The organism is Paenibacillus sp. MDV22-iso6, assembly GCF_058408365.1.
In genome coordinates this window covers 374,230-391,832 of the sequence record NZ_JBZVDZ010000003.1, presented here as the reverse complement: position 1 = coordinate 391,832, position 17,603 = coordinate 374,230, and the positions used below count along the sequence as shown (strand labels likewise).

Sequence of the window (17,603 nt, the reverse complement as noted above, 5' to 3'; positions counted from 1 at the left end):
GTGCTTACCACCCCTCCTCAGCTTCAGGTGAACCGTTGATTTTCTCATTCATCCGCTGCTGGTCACGATGAACCGTTGAAGGACGATTGATCATTTTCCACCATGGTGCACGAATAACAATATCCTTGGTATCCTTTTTGCTGTAGGGACTGAGGCCCGACAAATACGGTACACCGAAAGAAGTCATTTGCGTCAGATGAACCGAGATCAGCACCAGTCCGAACACAATGCCGTATAAACCAAGCGCTCCGGCAAGCAGCATAATGGGAAAACGCAGTAAACGAACCGTAATGGCAAAGTTAAAACGAGGGATCGTGAACGACGCAATCCCTGTCATGGATACGATAATAACCATGGGTGCAGAGACGATTCCCGCTTGAACCGCTGCCTGTCCAATCACGAGTGCCCCCAGAATGCTGACGGCCTGACCTACCGTTTTGGGTAACCTGACTCCCGCTTCTCGCAAAGCCTCGAATGATAGCTCCATAATGAGGGCTTCAACCAGTGCAGGGAACGGAATGGCCTCCCTTGCCCCGGCAATACTCAGAATCAACGTGGTCGGCAGCATATCCTGATGGAAGGTTGTAATGGCGATATAGAGTGCAGGCAGAAATAGCGCGATAGCTACAAACAAAAACCGAATCCACCGCACCAGATTGCTGATAAAGAACCGTTCGTAATAATCCTCACTCGCCTGAAGCATCTGCCACATGGTTACTGGGGCTATAAGGACAAACGGGCTACCATCCACAAAGATGGCAAATCGCCCTTCCAGCAAGTTACCTGCAACTGTATCTGGACGTTCGGTATAATGCATCTGCGGAAAAGGGGAATACGGATGATCCTCTATCAATTCCTCAATATACCCGGACTCAAGAATCCCATCGATCTTAATCTTGTTGAGGCGTTTTTTGACATCCTTAATCAGCTTGGGATCGGCAATATCATCGATGTAGGACAGGACTATATTGGTTTTGGTCTCGGTTCCAATCGTCATGCTTAACATCTTAAGCCCAGGTGTTTTCAGCTTGAAACGAAGCAGAGCTGTGTTTACGCGCAATGTTTCGGTGAAGCCTTCGCGTGGCCCGCGGATAACCGACTCGGTCTGGGGTTCCTCGACACCGCGCCGCATGCCGCCCTTGACGTTGAATAGCCAAGCCTCCTTGCTTCCGTTGATCAACAGAAGTGCAGAGGATTCAAGCACACCATCCGCTGCGTCTGCCCAGGTATCCACTTTCTTCACCTGCGTCAGGGCGATACGTGTATCATCCAGAGGAGCTGCAGGTTCATCGGTTCGTTGTTCGATCAGACCACGAATCAGAGGCCGAAGCATATGATCCTGAATATCCGTCGAATTCACGATGCCTTCGATGTACACCAGTAGTCCTTCCACTTCAGGTGAAATCTTGACATTGCGGAAGATCACATCCGAGCAATCCGAGAAAATGTCTTCCAGTGCCAACATATGGCTTTCATGTGAAAGGCCTATCGGTTGTTTCAGAATAGGGGGAGACGGCAGCCCTAAGGGGATGTGTTTCTTCTTTTCTGAATCCTTGGAACCATCTTTCCCTGATGTTTTGTCCGCCATATGCCGCCCCTCCGTTCCTGTTTTTTTATACAAGGTAGCTTGTGCCAGAGCGCGCAGAATTATGTGGTCTTTTTATAAAATATCCAATGGCATCTTCATTTCAGACAACAAAAAAGGCCTCTGTATGAATTACAGAGACCTTTGGGGTTTCATCAAAAGTTTGCATCAAATCTTCATTCACTTAATTGATACTCTTGTCCACTTCTTTAATCATTTCCTGAATGGATTCCAAACCACCGCCGGACAAGTACCAGTAATCTGGGTCAAGATAAACAATGTGTCCGTCTTTATAAGCATTCGTATTTTTGACCAAATCATTCTCGACCACCTGTTTGGCAGGCGTTGCCTCACCACTGCCCGCAACCACTGCACTCCGATCTACCACGAACAGATAATCCGGATTTTTCTCCATAACATATTCGAATGAAACGCTTTGTCCATGGGTCGACACTTCAATATTTGCATCTGCCGGAGTAAAACCGAACACATCATGAATGATACCAAATCGGGAACCTGCACCATAAGCACTCAATTTGCCTTCGTTCGTCAGAACAACCAGTGCATTCTTTCCAGCAGCCGTTACTTTATCATTTAAAGCTTTAACAGAGGTATCAATGGATGCCAGTGCCTCTTCTGCTTCTTTTTCTTTACCAAAGATCTCTCCAAGCGTCTTCACATTCGAAGTCAGGGAGTTCATATAATCTTCTGTGTCTACCGCCATATAAATGGTCGGTGCAATCTTGCTAAGCTCTTCATAGGAGTCTTGCAGTCGTCCTGAGATGATAATCAGGTCAGGCTTCAAAGCATTTACTTTCTCAAAATCAGCCTCTTTCAAACCGCCAACATTGGCGTACTTTGCATCGTTATACTTTTCCAGATAAGAGGGAACTCCCTCCTGAGGTACACCGGCAACCTCTACCCCAAGCTGATCCAATGTATCCAGCACACCATAGTCGAATACAACCACTTTCTCCGGATTCTTCTTCACTGTTGTTTCGCCAAGTTTATGTTTAATGACGATTTCATCATTGGACTGATCTGCTGCTGCATTCGCTTCTGATCCTGTGCCACTGCTGGCACCTGTATTTTCTGCTGTTTTGCTTCCACCGCAAGCTGCCAGAACAACCGACAACACCACAAGCAACGTAAACAACCAACCCTTTTTCATAAATAGACACCTCTCGCTCTCTCTATATTGGTTTAACTTTTTCAAGCAAAATACACACAAATCTTACGCCCATCAATCCATTGCACAGGGATGTGCATGTCATAGACTTTCTGCAATACATCCGTATCAATGATGTCCTCCGTCTTACCTTCCTGCACGACACGCCCATCTTTGAGTGCAACGATATAGTCTGAATAACAGGAGGCAAAATTGATGTCATGAATGACAATAACGATCGTCTTGCCCAATTCATCCACCATTTTGCGAAGCACCTTCATAATCTGCACCGAATGTTTCATGTCCAAATTATTCAAGGGTTCATCGAGGAGAATATACTCGGTATTCTGCGCGATAACCATGGCAATGTAAGCCCGCTGTCGCTGTCCACCGCTTAGCTCATCCAAATACTTTTTGCGGAATGGAGCCAGCTCCATATAATCGATGGCTTCCTGAATCCACTGCCGATCCTCTGCTGTAAGTCTTCCTTGTGAATAAGGAAAACGGCCAAAAGCAACCAAATCCTCCACAGTCAACCTGATATTTATGTGATTGGATTGTTTGAGAACTGATATTTTTTTGGACAGATCCTTGTTCTTCCAGCCTTCAATCTCTTGCCCTTCGATCAGGACTTGTCCTGTATCCTTGCTGATTAGCCTGGTGATCATGGATAACAGTGTGCTTTTGCCTGCACCATTGGGACCAATAAATGAAGTGATTTTCCCTTTGGCAATATTCAGTGATACGTCATCCACTACCCGGACGCCGCCGTATTGTTTGGTTACATTTCTGACTTCTACCACGACTTATTCTCCTTTAGCAGTAAATAGATGAAGTACACACCGCCTACAAAATTGATAATGACACTTACTGTAGTGGCAAAAGTAAATACTCGCTCTACAATGAGCTGTCCACCGACCAATGAAACCACGGCTATAATGACTGAACCCCAGATCAGCACTTTATGACGATGTGATCGGAATATCTGATGCGCCAGATTCACGACCAGCAGTCCCAGGAACATGATTGGGCCGACCAGCGCTGTGGAGATCGACACCAGAACCATCACAACCAGCAGCAACCTTTTCACGATGTATTGATAGTCCACGCCAAGATTAACCGCGTGATCTTTGCCGAGGGATAGTACGTCGAGATATTTGGTAAACCTCTGTGCATACAGCAGGATCAAAATAATGGCCACCATTGAGATGATCAGCAAATCCGTATTCACATTGTTAAAACTCGCAAACATCTTACCCTGCAGCACAAGGAACTCATTGGGATCAATCAGCACCTCCATAAAGGAGGACATGCTTTGAAACAGCGTACCCAGAATAAGGCCAACGAGCAGCAGCAAATAGATATTGCGCCCCCGTTCTCTACGGAACATGAACTGATGCAGGAGTAGAGCAAACAGACTCATTAACAGAACAGATACCGCAAAGTTAAGATTTTTGTTCACAAAGCTGATATGCGTGCTCCCAAACACAAACACGGCAAAGGTCTGAAACAACATATACAGGGAGTCGAGCCCCATAATGCCAGGCGTAAGAATTCGGTTGTTGGTTATCGTTTGGAAAATGGCAGTGGAATACGCGATGCAGGCACCTGTGAGCACAATGGCAAGAATCTTTTTCCCTCTGCGAGGCAGAATATAATCCCAGTTACCCCCGGATTGAATGACCAGAAATACACCAATCAACAGCACTGCCGCTGCAATCAAAATGCCAAACTTCCAGGTATTCGCCGTATACTTCATTCTCATGATTCATAAGCCTTTCTTCGAAGCAATAAATACAGAAACAGCACGCTACCTACAACTCCCACAGTCAAACTGATGGAGAGCTGATAAGGATAAATAATCAATTGACCCAAAATATCGCAGACCAGAACAAAAATCGCACCGAGCACTGCCGTATGAGGCAATGTATCCCGCAAGTTGTCACCCTTATACAACGTCACAATATTTGGTACTACAAGACCCAGAAACGGGATTGTACCTACGGTAATAATGACGACAGCTGAAACCATGGCAACCAGAATCAATCCGAGATTAACCACTTTTCGATAAGCCAGGCCAAGGTTGGTTGAGAAATCTTCACCCATGCCCGCAAGTGTAAAACGATTAGCGAACAGATATACGATAATAAGCAACGGAATACTGATATAGATCAATTCATAGCGTCCCTTCATAATCGTGGAGAAGTCACCTTGCAGCCAGGACGACATGTTCTGGATCAAATCGTTTTTGTAAGCAAAAAAGGTCGTGACTGAACTTACAATATTGCCAAACATCAAACCAAGGAGAGCAATGTATATCGTATCCTTGAATTTGACTTTCTCCAGTATCCGCATAAAAATTAGCGTTCCAGCCAGTGCGAAGGCAAAAGCGACCAACATTTTTTGCAGTGGAGAAGCACCGGGAAACCACATCAAAGTAACTAGGATACCCAATCGGGCTGAGTCCATTGTTCCGGCCGTTGTCGGAGAAACAAATCGGTTGCGTGTCAGCTGCTGCATGATCAGTCCAATGACACTCATACTGATACCTGCGACAAGGATGCTGACTAGACGGGGAAAACGACTGACTTGTAACACCTGAAGCTGGACTGGGGTCAAATGAAATATATCCATGGGCGAAATTGCTGAATTGCCAATAAACAGGTACACGATAGACAAAAAAGCCAGCACGATCAACATATAGCCTAACTTCATCTCTCTACTAATCCCCTCACCAATAGCCGTAAAACACTTGTAGCTGCTCTACTTAGTTCAACTTGATATTGATACTCATTATCAATTAGAGTAATTATATCGATATTAATTTCTTCATGTCAACCTTCCTCTGCTTCTCTTTTTCTAAATTTCATGAAACAACCTGAAACACATATAATTCAAGTTTAATTGTATATAAGGAAAAAGGCCTTCCAATTGGAAGGCCTTTTTAATGATTCAGTTAGTCGGCAAAATAATCTTCAGGAACATAGCGGATCTCAGATTCCGCATATATCGTCAATGTATGGCTTTCTCCATCATACTGCACCCGGTCTCCCTGAACGTAATACCAGTGCTTCACCAAGGGCTGATCTTTACGCTGTACAAATCGAAACACATTGAGCTCCTGTCTAAGCTCCATAATGCTATCTACCACCTGTTGTTCCAGACCCGTCACGGTAAAAACAAACCCAGTGCCTTCTCTTTGATAGCGATAGGACATCGAATCTGTTTTGCTGTTCACTAACTCTCGCCCTGTCACTGCATGCTTAACCATGAACCATTCCTGCTGCGTCATAAACGTAATTCCTCCTTTGATCTTGGAGTTTCAATCTATTTCGGTAATCTAGGGCAGATCGATCAACATATAGAAAGCGTCCTCGCTTGCATCCAGGTTCATGGATGTCGTCTGTTCCACACGAGCCGTATCCCCTTCATTTAGCTGATACTCTCCGTTCAAGCCAAGCTTTCCTTCAATGGCAAAAATGTACATGCGGCGATCTGCAGCCTGTTCATATGTTAAAGTCTGACCTGCAGCCAATCGGCCAAGATAGATGGTCATATCCTGTTGAATGGATGCGATACGCGCCCCACCTTCAGGGGATACCACGGGTACGAGTGCTCCCGCGAGTGCGTCTGGATCAAAAGAAGTTGTCTCATAAGACGGCTCAAGCCCTTTCGTATGTGGCATGAACCAAAGCTGTAATATACGCACTTCTTCAGAATCGGAGGCATTGTGTTCGGTATGGATCATACCACTGCCTGCTGACATGCGCTGAATTCCACCAAATGATGTAACAGCCACATTGCCCAGGTTATCTTCATGACGCAACTTCCCGTTCAGAACGATGGACACAATCTCCATATCACTATGCGGGTGTGCCCCGAAACCACGACCCGGGGCAATTACATCATCGTTAGCTACCCGCATGGGTCCAAACGCAGTATTCTCCGGGTCCTGGTATTCACCAAAGGAAAAGCTGTGATTGCCGCGCAGCCAGCCCCGGTCGAAGCTGGAACGGGAATCGGATGGAATGACGTTAATCATAAAGACATCCTCCTAAATGTTCTCTTATTTTTTCTTAGTAGCATACTTATTCTCATTTTACCAAATCGATGGGCTTGTCGTCCAAAACAAAAAGCCTTTTCCCGGTTCGAATGGTTTACACGTATAATTACGCGTATTCCGAACTAGCGAGAAAAGGCTTCTATACAGGATATACCTGCTTGAATAAACTTGTTAGTCCATCCCTACTGGATGGTGATAAACCCGTTATGCACTCACATTCTGCCGAGCGTTCCCTTGTCTAGAGAAGAAATGATCCACCGCCAGGAAACGGCTGCCTGTGAAGAGTAGTGTCAACGAACCCGCCAACAACAGGTAATCAAACTCGGTACCACTCATGAACGGCTGTCCCACTTTGGCAGTAAGCAGAACCCCACCCATAACTATGATGAACAATGCAGCAAATACACGTGTTCCTAACCCCAGAATCATGGCTGCACCACCCACCAATTCAATGATCGCCACAACCGATGCCAGAAAACCAGGAATGCCGATACTTTCAAAGAAACCGACTGTACCGCTAATTCCACCTTCGAATTTGCTCCAACCATGTAATACAAAGATGAGACCAATCATGATCCTTGAGAAAAATAACCCAATCTCCACACTTCTATTCATATTCATCTTCCTCCTTGGAGTTTAAGTTCAACGTTAAATTTCAACCAATTGACCAAACAAACAAGACAGACAGCAGCAGGATCACTGTGGCAGAAATGAATACCGCATAGCGGGGAAGCGTCAGCGTAACATCCTGTTCCGGGTCTAATAGACGGGAAATACGTACATTCACCGAAGTATCGGCAAAAGACGATTGAATAGCTGTCTCTCTAATCCTCCAAGGTTCAGGGCAAGCCCGGATCAGTTTGAGCAATGCACTGCCAATGCCCGCGGCGTTCCCCGTACGTTCAATCGCTTCATTGTCAGCCAGAATTTCTCGAATGATATTGTAATGTTTTGAAGTATGCTTCAACACCGGAATATAAGGCATCATGACGGCAAATACCGAAAGCAATGTCGTCTTGAGTGGATCACGATGCCACAGATGATGCACCTCATGATACACAACTGCTCTTTCTTCTTCAGCATCCAGCATCGTGAGCAGCCCTGTGGAAAGCACAATACAGGGTTTCCACAGACCAATCGTAAATGCAACCGGTGACGGCTTGTCCACCACAATGAATCGAGGTTGTTTCAGTTGACGGTACCGCGCCTCAAGTTTACGAGACATGGCCCCGTCTTCCAACGACCGAAGCTTCCGTACCGCTGCACTTGTCTTGATCATGCGATCGAACAGCAGCCAGCCTGTACCGGCAAACGTCAGGAGCACCAGTGCCATAAGAACATGCCCCATGGACAACCAACCCAGCCTGCTCATCCAGTGATTACATAGCCAGAGCAGATTAAACGGAATGTCCCAGCCAAATATTTTGTACATCGCGTACATGAACATCTGCATGAACACGAATAACGGAATGCCAAACCCGACAGTAAACAACAGCTTCGAGCGGGCCTTCCACATGTCAATCGCTATCCTTTTTCCATTGCTTAATCTTCTGCTCCAGCCGCTCAATCAACCCTGCATCTGCTTCATCCAGCGCATCCAGCATGTGATTCACAGCAAGTGCCCCGAATTCATCCACCAACTCATGTGACAATTCCTTGGATTGGTCGTTCATAAACTCCTCCCTGCTCTGTACCGGATGGTACAGTGACGTTCGGCCCTTCTGCGACTTGTGGAGCAGCTCCTTGTCCACGAGGCGATTCATCACCGTCATGACTGTATTGAAATTAACGTCTTTATCTTTTTCTAGTGCGGTTTGTACTTCGCGAATGCTGCTGCCTGGACGCGCCCATAAAATGTCCATAATCTTCGCCTCCAGCGGACCGAAAAACCGGTTCAGCCCACGCTCACCCACTTTAAAATTGTGTATTCTCATGTTCAGACACCCCTCACACTACTCATTGTAGTGCCAACAAACGAGAAGTCAACCTCTATGTCAGCTATTTATTGTAAATGATTTGTAAATATGTTTTCCATTTCAGAACATCATTTTGATGCACAAGTTCGGTTTATAGCTGAAAAAAGCCTAAAGACCGGGCAGGTCTGCTATTCTGCAGTCCTGCCCGGTCTAATTCATAAATCGATTATTCATTTCTGAAATAATGATGAAATCAGTGCTTTATTTAATTGCGATCCTGTGAGGGCATAAATGCGGAGATATCCACACCAAGTCCATGAGCCAAACGACCACCGAGCTGTCCATCTGCCTGGAAGAAATGGCATAAAGCACGAAGCTGGGTCTGTTCCGGTACTGCCTTCAGGTCATTGATCAGGTTATCGAGCAAATGTTGCTGCTCCACCGCCGTGAATGAACGGAACAACTCCCCTGACTGCGTATAGTTATCGGTCTTCTCAATTTTCTCGCGCGTAACATGACCCTCTAACGGAACCTGGCTGTCACGGTATTCCGGTGCTTCTTCCGGGCTGTTGCCCGAGCTGTTCGGTTCATAATTTACCGGGGACGGGTCCTGACTCACATTCATCAATCCATCACGCTGATGATTGCGAACTGGAGCATAAGGGCAGTTCACCGGAATCTGCAAATAGTTCGGTCCGAGCCGGTGGCGCTGTGTATCCGGATAAGAGAACAGACGACCTTGCAGCAATTTATCTTCGGAAGGCTCAATTCCAGGCACCAAAGCGCTTGGTGAAAAGGCTGCTTGCTCCACTTCTGCGAAGAAGTTTTGTGGATTACGGTTCAATGTCATGGTTCCGATCGTCTGGAACGGTAGTACATCTTCCGGCCAAGTCTTGGTTGGGTCAAGCGGATCGAAGGCGAAATCATCCATCTGCTCCGGCTTCAACAACTGTACCTGCAGCTTCCACTGCGGGTATTGACCGTTTTTGATATGATCGTGTAAATCCCGGGTGGCATGGTTGAAATCCTGTCCTTGTACCTCAGCTGCCTCTTGACGTGAGAAGCCTCGCACGCCTTGAGCCGATTCCCACTTGTATTTGACATAATGGACTTGCCCTTGAGCATTAATCCATTTGAAGGCGTGTACGCCGAATCCATCCATTTCACGGTAACTTGCTGGCGTACCCAGATCGGAAAACAACCAAGTCATCATATGAGTCGACTCCGGTGACAGTGTCATGAAGTCCCAGTAGCGTGCAGGGTCCTGGATATTCGTATCCGGCGCAGGCTTCAGGGAATGAACCATATCCGGGAACTTCATGGCATCACGGATGAAAAAGACGGGCAAATGGTTACCCACAATATCATAGTTCCCTTCACGCGTGTAGAACTTCACGGCAAAACCACGTGGATCACGCGCTGTCTCCGGTGAACCCGTACCGTGAATTACCGTGGAGAACCGCACCAGTACATCCGTCTCTGTGCCCGGGTCTTGTAAGAAATCGGCTGTCGTATAAGCCTTCATGCTCTTCTCCAGCGTAAACACGCCATGTGCGCCAGCACCTCTTGCATGAACGACCCGTTCCGGAATACGTTCACGGTCAAAGTGTGCGATCTTCTCAAGAAGATGATAATCCTCAAGTAATGTGGGACCTCTTCTTCCTGCGGTACGGGAGTTTTGGTTGTCACCTACGGGTGCGCCCTGATTGGTTGTCATGCGTTCTGTCATATCGTTATCCTCCTCATGTTGGTCTCATGCCTGCTGTATATACTCTATTAAAATCATATTCGCCATCGCTTTAAATATACATTTAGACTTGATCTAACTGTTAAATTGATTCTAACATGTCCCACTCGCCCCTTGCATGAGGTTCGTATGAGATTAAGATGAGTTTCTTGTTCGTTTCATGAATGAAATATGAACATCAACTTGGAGTAAGATGAGCATTGATCCATTCCGATTGCTTGATCTACTCTCTCTAGTGGATATACCCGCATACGAGTGACATGAACAGCGCAATGTGTCCACACAAAAAAAAGCGGACTAATCCGCCAGGCGGTAGCCCACTCCTCTTACCGTTACTATATATTGAGGCGAAGCCGCGTTATCGCCAAGTTTTTTGCGCAAGCTTTTGATATGAACATCCACCACATTGCTTCCACCCGTAAAATCAGTCTCCCAAATATCGCTGAGCATCTCCTCACGGGAAATCACTGCACCTTTGGCATCAATCAGCTTCAGCAGCAGATCATACTCTGTCTTGGTCAGGTGAATGCGGTCATTGTTCCGGTGCACACTCATCCGCTCACGATCCAGCCATAGATCCTTGAAACCAATGCGTTGGCCTTCCTGAGGTAGAAATCCGCGTTTCGGTGCTGCAGGACTATTGCCGATCATGCGTTGCACACGATACAACGCTTCCTGCGGACGGGCCGGCCAGACCAGTAATTCCTCCTGAAGCATCGGGCCACTGGCACTGCCAATCATCTTCTCCCCCACCAGATACAGACAGGGTGTTGCATGTTCCGCTTCACGATTCAATCGGCTGCTGATACCGGCAAAAGCATCAATGGTTCCAGCAACAGACAGGTCATAGATCAACAGATCAAATACAAGCCGTTCATGCAAATCAGGCTCCCAGCGGTGGAACACCAGCACATCGAAGCAGCTATCCGTAAGTGCCTTAACCAGCTCATGTACTTGCCCTGGCATAGGACTAATCAGAATGACCCGTCTCGTAACCGGGCAATTATCCACAAGGGGAGTTGGATCCGCAAGGGCAGGCTTGACCCGGAGCGGCAAACGACGACCGGACAGGTTGATTTTTACTTGACCCGTTTGTTTCTGCATTCCGCGCAGACACCTCCAAAGACCACATGAGCGTGATCAATCGCATACCCGGTTTCCTCCGCGACTTGCTTCATCCATTGCGGAGGAACCTCCGTCATGACTTCATCCACCTTGCCACATACTTCACACATAATATGTTGATGATCGTCCATGCGGGCATCATAACGACTGGCCGTCTCGCCTAACTTGAGTTCTCGAATCAACTCTTTATCCGTTAAATATCGGAGCGAATTATATACCGTACCATAAGCCAAATTATAACCTTGCTCCACCAGACGGTTCATCACTTCTGCTGCCGTTGGATGGTCTTCGGAATGACGGACTACATCGTAAACAGCTTGACGCTGTATCGTCAGATTTAGAGTTCTCACCAGCAATTCTCCTTTATTAACCCATTCAATAGTATATAAGATGACACAGCAATCTACTGATTGCTATGATTCCCTGAAACATCAAAATCAATTTTGATTTAGATTAAGTATAAATCTCATTGCACAATGAAGTCAATATCCGACTATTTTATTCATGAATACTTATAGCCAAGCCTCTTCTAAGCATCCGTTGCTCTCATTTGGGATAATATGGTTCGCTACTATACTGCTTTTCAGCTAAAATATAGTAATGTGCGCTAAAGGGGGGATGCTTGTTGCTAAGCACGTTTTTCGTCAATCTCTGTGTCATGATCACGTTCATGTATGTGTCCGGAATCATAGCCAAATTCTATCGTATCCGCGTGCCCTTTCCCTCGATGCGTGTTCAGATGATCGGTGGTCTGCTGTTCGGGATCTATGGAACGGTACTGATGAATTATTCCTTTCCTTTAAATGAAACTACCATTGTGGATTTGCGTCATTTGGCTATCGTCACAGCAGCCGTATATTTAGGAGGACTGGCTTCGGTCATCTCGGGACTTGTCATTTCCATCCTGCGTATTGTCATGTTTGGAATGTCATCCGCTGCCATCGATGCAGCATTCGTCATGACGATCATCGGACTGTCCGGTGTATATTTTGCCTATGCTCCCTGGTCGAGATTAACCAAAATTATTACCATGAACCTGCTGGGTATGACGCTGATCTTTGTGATCCTGATGCTGAATACAACCAGCATGAACTCATTAATGAAAGTATATCCTTTACAGATGACCATTTCTTTTGTCGGTGGAATCTTTATTTATTTCATCGCAGAATTCATTAATAAATCGAATGAGATGTTGTTCCTGCTCGAACGAAAAGCAACCACCGACCATCTTACCAATCTCAGTAATCGCAGACAATTTGAGAAATCACTTGAGTTGGAACTGGAACGGGCTCGTGAGTACAAGCAAAAACTATCCCTGCTGGTCATCGACATCGATCGTTTCAAAAAAGTAAATGACACTTTCGGTCATACTTCAGGTGATGCGGTCCTGAAACAACTCGGACAATTGCTCATTGAGCATGCCCGCTCAGCGGATATCGTCTCTCGAAACGGAGGCGAGGAATTCGCTATACTATTGCTCGATTGTGGTCATCACCAAGCCATGGCCATTGCCGAGTCCATCAGACAATCGGTCGAGAAGTACCATTTTGCGCTGCCTGATGGCAATACGATCCGACTGACCATCTCCATAGGGGTCGCAGTTTTTCCGGATCACTGCGACGACCGGGATGATAACGATTTCTTTGAACAGGCAGACCGTGCATTATATGAAGCCAAGAATACGGGCAGGAACCGCGTATGTGCCATTCCGCTGCGTTCCAGGTCGCTCTCCGTCGGCCAAAGCCCATTCTAATCTCAAACCAAAAAAAGGGATGTCCTCATAGCCTATCAGGCTAGCAGGACATCCCTTTCTTATCTCACCACTTTGCAGCATTCGAATCAACTCGCGTACGGGTAAAAAGCAACCTGTGAGGTTGAGTTCGCCTTAAGCTAAGATTTGTTCGATTTCTTCAACGATGGCAGCATCCAGCTTCACACCGGAAGCGGCAGCGTTCTCTTTCACCTGCTCAGGGCGACTTGCCCCTACAAGCGCACTGGACACGTTATTTTGACGCAGAATCCACGCCAGAGCCAATTGACCAACCTTCAAGTCCAGCTTGTCCGCCACTTCAATCAACTGGCGAACCTTGCCAATCCGGTCAGCATTAATTTTCCCTTCATCCCATCCCAGCTTCGCTGCCCGGCTGTTCTCGGGAATATCGGACACCGAAGTGTATTTCCCGGTCAACAATCCTTGTGCAAGCGGGGAGTAGACGACTTGTCCAATACCTTTGCGCTCACCCAAAGGGATGATTTCACTTTCGATGTAACGGTCAAACATGTTGTATACCGGCTGGTTCACCACGATATGATCCAGCAACAGGCGGTCAGCGGTACCCAGCGCAGCTTCCATCTGTGCCGCGGTCCATTGACTAACACCTACGTAGAGCACCTTGCCCTGACGCACCAGATCGTCAAGTGCTCGCAGTGTCTCTTCAATCGGTGTTTCGGTATGATAGCGATGGCAATAATATATGTCTACATAATCAACACCTAGCCGTTGCAAGCTGGCTTCGCATTGTTCCTTAATATGTTTACGTGATAACCCTTGGTCATTTGGACCGTCACCCATTTTGCCAAAAACCTTGGTTGCAAGGACATAGGAATCGCGGGAATACGCTTTCAACGTCTGCCCCAGCAGTTCTTCTGCTGCACCCCGCTCGTACACATTGGCTGTATCGAAAAAGTTGATGCCTTCATCGAATGCGGCTTCAATTGATTTCACCGCGTTTTCACGTTCCACATATCCTCCGTATGTCAGCCAGCTACCCAGGCTAATCTCGCTTACTTTCAGTCCGCTTCCACCTAATCTACGGTATTCCATTGAATGCACATCCTCCTCTAAATTGATTAATGATGAAGTTCCCTTTCTATTGTATCGTATTCGGCTCGGATTAAAAGGGCTTTGGAGAAGAATTTGGGATATAGATAGGGATGAATATGAAAAGCTCCGCTAAAAGAGCGGAGCCACGACACGCGTCAAATATTACCCAGTCACCACATTTAATGAATGGGTACTAGTTAATCTTAGTTAGCTGTTAAGATAAATTGTTCCCATGCTCCGCCCACAGCGTTACGATTGGCAGACAGCACGCCTCCGTTATTCAGATCCGCACTGACATATTTACCGTTCGCCACGGATTTGAAGGCAACCAATCCCCCAGCCAGATCTTCACGGGTAAACTTCTCCCATGTGGATGGGTACGTGGCCGAGGCGATCAAACGCCCGCCATTATTCAGATCTGCTTGCACATATTTGATGTTGCTCATCGACAGGAAGGATACCGTACCATCCGAATTCTGGATGATTTTGAACCGCTCCCAATGTCCGGCAGTATCCCGATTGGCTACCAGTGCATCTGCACCGCCATTCTCTGCGCTAACAAATGTGCCGTTGGCATTGGCTTTCAGGCTGGACCATGTCTCTGTAAAAGGAGCCGTTCCCGTATGTTTTTTGACCACATTCTGGAACGAAGTATTAGAGGCAAAGTTCGCCGTTGTGAACTTGCTCCATTTGGAAGCAATTGTTGCCGCGCTGTCCGTATTCAGGTTCGGTGCCGGGTTGTTGTTGTTATTGTAATAACCCCAAGTTCCGCCGCCTTTGACCTTATAACTCCAGTTCGTCCATGAAGCATTCAGTGCATTCAGACCAGACAGCCACTTCTCGGTCAGATCATCCTGACCAAACGAGAACTCGCCCGCTAACACCGGAACGTTCCAATTCTTCTGATAGGACGCCATATCCTTCAGCCAGCGATCCATCTCCGAATTGGTCAGATCCCAGTTGTTATAATCCGTGAATTGATAATGGTGCGTCTGATACATCACATTCGTCCAGCCATAAGTCGTTGGTGGTGAAGCTGCCCACCAGTCGAAGAATGCTGCGATGATGATCATGTGATCGGCATCCTTGGCACGGACGGCTTTGTACATCCGGTCATAGAAATCCATCTTTTGCTTGATTTGAGCTGCATTTTCACCCGTTCCCATGGTTACCAGAGGTTCATTGAGCAGGTCGTACGCGGCAACAGTTGGATTACCTTTGTAACGTGTCGCCATCCGTTCCCAGATCTGAATAGTCCAGTTCTGGTATGTAGAATTAGTCCACAGTTGGTTGGAATTCTCCTGACCGCAGGAATGCCATGGACAGGCGGCTCCCGGTGCACCGTGCAGATCGAGAATGACATACAGGTTCCGTTTGCCCGCTTCATCAATCAGCCAATCCAGTTTGCGGAACGTAACCGAATCAGGCTTCATGACACCGCTGGTGTTCATAAAATCCTCCCAATAGATCGGCACACGCACAACGTTCATGCCCCAGTTCTTGATGTTATCCAGATCACCAACCTGAATCCAGTTGTCCTGATATCCATTGATCAGGCTCTGTGCACCCGATTCCCCAAAACGATTCGTCAACGTGCGACGCAGCGTGTATTCATCTACCGCCCCGGAGGGCGTCATCCATTCTTCCTGCAGCAGCCAACCACCCAAATTTGTTCCACGCAGATTTACCACGTTGCCTGTACCCGAACTATTGCGGACAACCGTTCCGTTAGCCTTCAGGAAATCCCCTGATCCAAAAGCCGCACTGGCCTTCGGTGAACCTACGGCCGAAGCCAGCAGTCCCAGCAGCAGACAGCTGCACAATAGCATAATAGTGCTCTTCTTCAACATGTTGACGCCTCCCTTAAATGGTCATATCTTGAGGTATGACTGAACCAGGATGCAGCACTCACGACAGGTAACGGTAATGCTATATAAACAGCGGGTGTACGAGGGGGACAATCCATGGATGTCCGCTATTTATCACAACTGGAGTTAGTGAAATCGATTACATTTTATTGAATATTAAACCCTTTATTCCTCCACTATCCCAATTATTGTTTCAATCGGTTATAACTTGTAATCGTTTTCAATTGGAATTATAATGAATTTGAATTAATTGTCAATCACTTATTTGGAGTTGTGAAGAATATGGATGTCAAAATCATTGATGTAGCTGCCATTGCAGGTGTGTCCCCGGCAACCGTATCGCGGGTCATTAATCAGCACAGCAAAGTAAGCACCAAGACCAAAGATAAGGTGATGCGCGCCATCGAGCAATTGGGATATCACCCCAACGCAGCAGCCAAGAATCTTCGTTCACAGAGAACCATGACAATTGGCGTAATCGTTCCCGATATTAACAACTCCTATTATGCCGAAATTATTAAAGGCATTGAGAACATCGCCTATGCCCGCCATTACAAGGTCATTATATGTGATGCTCATAACCTGAAAGAGAGAGAAGTCGATTATCTTAATTTGCTGCTGGATCGAACCATTGACGGTGTCATCATTATCACGCCCATGCTGGCGGATGAGGAATTATTCCAGCTTGCGGATAAGGGGTATCGCATTGGCATCGTTGGCAAATATATCGAACATGATCAGATCCCGTGTATATATACGGACAACGTGAAATTCTCCCAGGAAGTTGTTCAGCATCTTGTTGAGGCCGGACATCGAAATATCGTTTTCTTAAACGGTTATCCTGAAGCAATTGACAGCTATGAACGGCTAGAAGGTTACTTGAAGGCCCTGCGCAATCATCAGATTCCGTTCCGTCTCGAACTGATCGAGAATGGGAACTTCAATGAGGAAGGTGGGTACGAGGCCATCAAAAGACTGTTTAACAAAGGCCTGTCCTTCTCCGCTGTATATGCGGCTAATGATGAAATGGCGCTAGGTGTATACAAAGCATGTATGGAATACGGGATACGCATCCCTGAGCAATTGGCTATCGTAGGTGTGGACAACAATCGAATCAGCAAATACATTCATCCTACGCTAAGTTCGGTGAACCAGCCCAAGTATACGATGGGGGCCATTCTTATGGAGAAGATGATTGATATGATGAATACAAATGACTATCAGGACAAACGTGTATTTAAAGTCGACTCGGAGCTGCTTGTTCGAGCTTCCTCTTCCTTCAAAATAACAACATAAAGCGCACCCGT

Annotated in this window: 17 protein-coding genes; 2 read left to right on the top strand and 15 right to left on the bottom strand. The window is 46.7% G+C overall.

Annotated elements, in window-relative coordinates:
• Positions 1 to 4: 4 nt before the first annotated feature.
• From AC4PM4_RS11005 to AC4PM4_RS10945, 13 genes are all read right to left on the bottom strand, one after another.
• Positions 5 to 1,465 carry a spore germination protein gene (locus tag AC4PM4_RS11005; RefSeq protein ID WP_240321539.1) on the bottom strand — a complete coding sequence of 487 codons (1,461 nt, stop codon included), beginning with the start codon at positions 1,463 to 1,465 and terminating at the stop codon, positions 5 to 7.
• Positions 1,466 to 1,769: 304 nt separating this feature from the next.
• The gene (locus AC4PM4_RS11000; RefSeq protein WP_079695556.1) at positions 1,770 to 2,756 is read right to left on the bottom strand and encodes a siderophore ABC transporter substrate-binding protein; all 987 of its coding nucleotides are present in this window, start codon (positions 2,754 to 2,756) and stop codon (positions 1,770 to 1,772) included.
• Between the two features lie 41 nt (positions 2,757 to 2,797).
• Positions 2,798 to 3,556, bottom strand: coding sequence for an iron ABC transporter ATP-binding protein (locus tag AC4PM4_RS10995; RefSeq protein WP_053782775.1), 759 nt, complete (start codon positions 3,554 to 3,556; stop codon positions 2,798 to 2,800).
• Positions 3,550 to 4,518, bottom strand: coding sequence for an iron chelate uptake ABC transporter family permease subunit (locus AC4PM4_RS10990; RefSeq protein ID WP_269453530.1), 969 nt, complete (start codon positions 4,516 to 4,518; stop codon positions 3,550 to 3,552). The genes AC4PM4_RS10995 and AC4PM4_RS10990 overlap by 7 nt, the downstream gene beginning before the upstream one ends.
• The gene (locus AC4PM4_RS10985; protein WP_063567229.1) at positions 4,515 to 5,468 is read right to left on the bottom strand and encodes an ABC transporter permease; all 954 of its coding nucleotides are present in this window, start codon (positions 5,466 to 5,468) and stop codon (positions 4,515 to 4,517) included. The genes AC4PM4_RS10990 and AC4PM4_RS10985 overlap by 4 nt, the downstream gene beginning before the upstream one ends.
• A gap of 241 nt (positions 5,469 to 5,709) precedes the next feature.
• The gene (locus AC4PM4_RS10980) at positions 5,710 to 6,045 is read right to left on the bottom strand and encodes a hypothetical protein (protein ID WP_491613602.1); all 336 of its coding nucleotides are present in this window, start codon (positions 6,043 to 6,045) and stop codon (positions 5,710 to 5,712) included.
• 48 nt (positions 6,046 to 6,093) lie between these two features.
• Positions 6,094 to 6,795, bottom strand: coding sequence for a pirin family protein (locus tag AC4PM4_RS10975; protein WP_063567227.1), 702 nt, complete (start codon positions 6,793 to 6,795; stop codon positions 6,094 to 6,096).
• Positions 6,796 to 7,020: 225 nt separating this feature from the next.
• Positions 7,021 to 7,431 (bottom strand): DoxX family protein, encoded by a 411-nt coding sequence (locus tag AC4PM4_RS10970; RefSeq protein ID WP_491613601.1) that lies wholly within the window; start codon positions 7,429 to 7,431, stop codon positions 7,021 to 7,023.
• Positions 7,432 to 7,471: 40 nt separating this feature from the next.
• Entirely contained in the window at positions 7,472 to 8,332 is an 861-nt protein-coding gene (locus tag AC4PM4_RS10965; RefSeq protein ID WP_063567225.1) for a M56 family metallopeptidase, read from the bottom strand.
• 1 nt (position 8,333) lies between these two features.
• Complete coding sequence (locus tag AC4PM4_RS10960) at positions 8,334 to 8,750, bottom strand: BlaI/MecI/CopY family transcriptional regulator (protein WP_063567224.1); 417 nt, start codon at positions 8,748 to 8,750, stop codon at positions 8,334 to 8,336.
• Between the two features lie 247 nt (positions 8,751 to 8,997).
• Positions 8,998 to 10,461, bottom strand: coding sequence for a catalase (locus tag AC4PM4_RS10955; protein ID WP_063567223.1), 1,464 nt, complete (start codon positions 10,459 to 10,461; stop codon positions 8,998 to 9,000).
• A 315-nt stretch (positions 10,462 to 10,776) separates the two neighbouring features.
• Positions 10,777 to 11,583, bottom strand: coding sequence for a winged helix-turn-helix transcriptional regulator (locus AC4PM4_RS10950; protein WP_063567222.1), 807 nt, complete (start codon positions 11,581 to 11,583; stop codon positions 10,777 to 10,779).
• Entirely contained in the window at positions 11,559 to 11,954 is a 396-nt protein-coding gene (locus AC4PM4_RS10945; RefSeq protein ID WP_063567221.1) for a Fur family transcriptional regulator, read from the bottom strand. The genes AC4PM4_RS10950 and AC4PM4_RS10945 overlap by 25 nt, the downstream gene beginning before the upstream one ends.
• 275 nt (positions 11,955 to 12,229) lie before the next feature.
• On the opposite strand from AC4PM4_RS10945, the gene AC4PM4_RS10940 reads away from it, so the two are divergent.
• Complete coding sequence (locus AC4PM4_RS10940; RefSeq protein WP_063567220.1) at positions 12,230 to 13,357, top strand: GGDEF domain-containing protein; 1,128 nt, start codon at positions 12,230 to 12,232, stop codon at positions 13,355 to 13,357.
• Positions 13,358 to 13,489: 132 nt separating this feature from the next.
• Here AC4PM4_RS10940 and AC4PM4_RS10935 read toward each other — a convergent pair whose 3' ends face one another.
• Together AC4PM4_RS10935 and AC4PM4_RS10930 are read right to left on the bottom strand one after the other, a co-directional pair.
• Entirely contained in the window at positions 13,490 to 14,428 is a 939-nt protein-coding gene (locus tag AC4PM4_RS10935; RefSeq protein WP_063567219.1) for an aldo/keto reductase family protein, read from the bottom strand.
• Positions 14,429 to 14,631: 203 nt separating this feature from the next.
• Positions 14,632 to 16,278, bottom strand: coding sequence for a cellulase family glycosylhydrolase (locus AC4PM4_RS10930; protein WP_491613600.1), 1,647 nt, complete (start codon positions 16,276 to 16,278; stop codon positions 14,632 to 14,634).
• Positions 16,279 to 16,578: 300 nt separating this feature from the next.
• Here AC4PM4_RS10930 and AC4PM4_RS10925 point away from each other — a divergent pair, with 300 nt between their 5' ends.
• Positions 16,579 to 17,592, top strand: coding sequence for a LacI family DNA-binding transcriptional regulator (locus tag AC4PM4_RS10925; protein WP_491613599.1), 1,014 nt, complete (start codon positions 16,579 to 16,581; stop codon positions 17,590 to 17,592).
• Positions 17,593 to 17,603 lie beyond the last annotated feature (11 nt).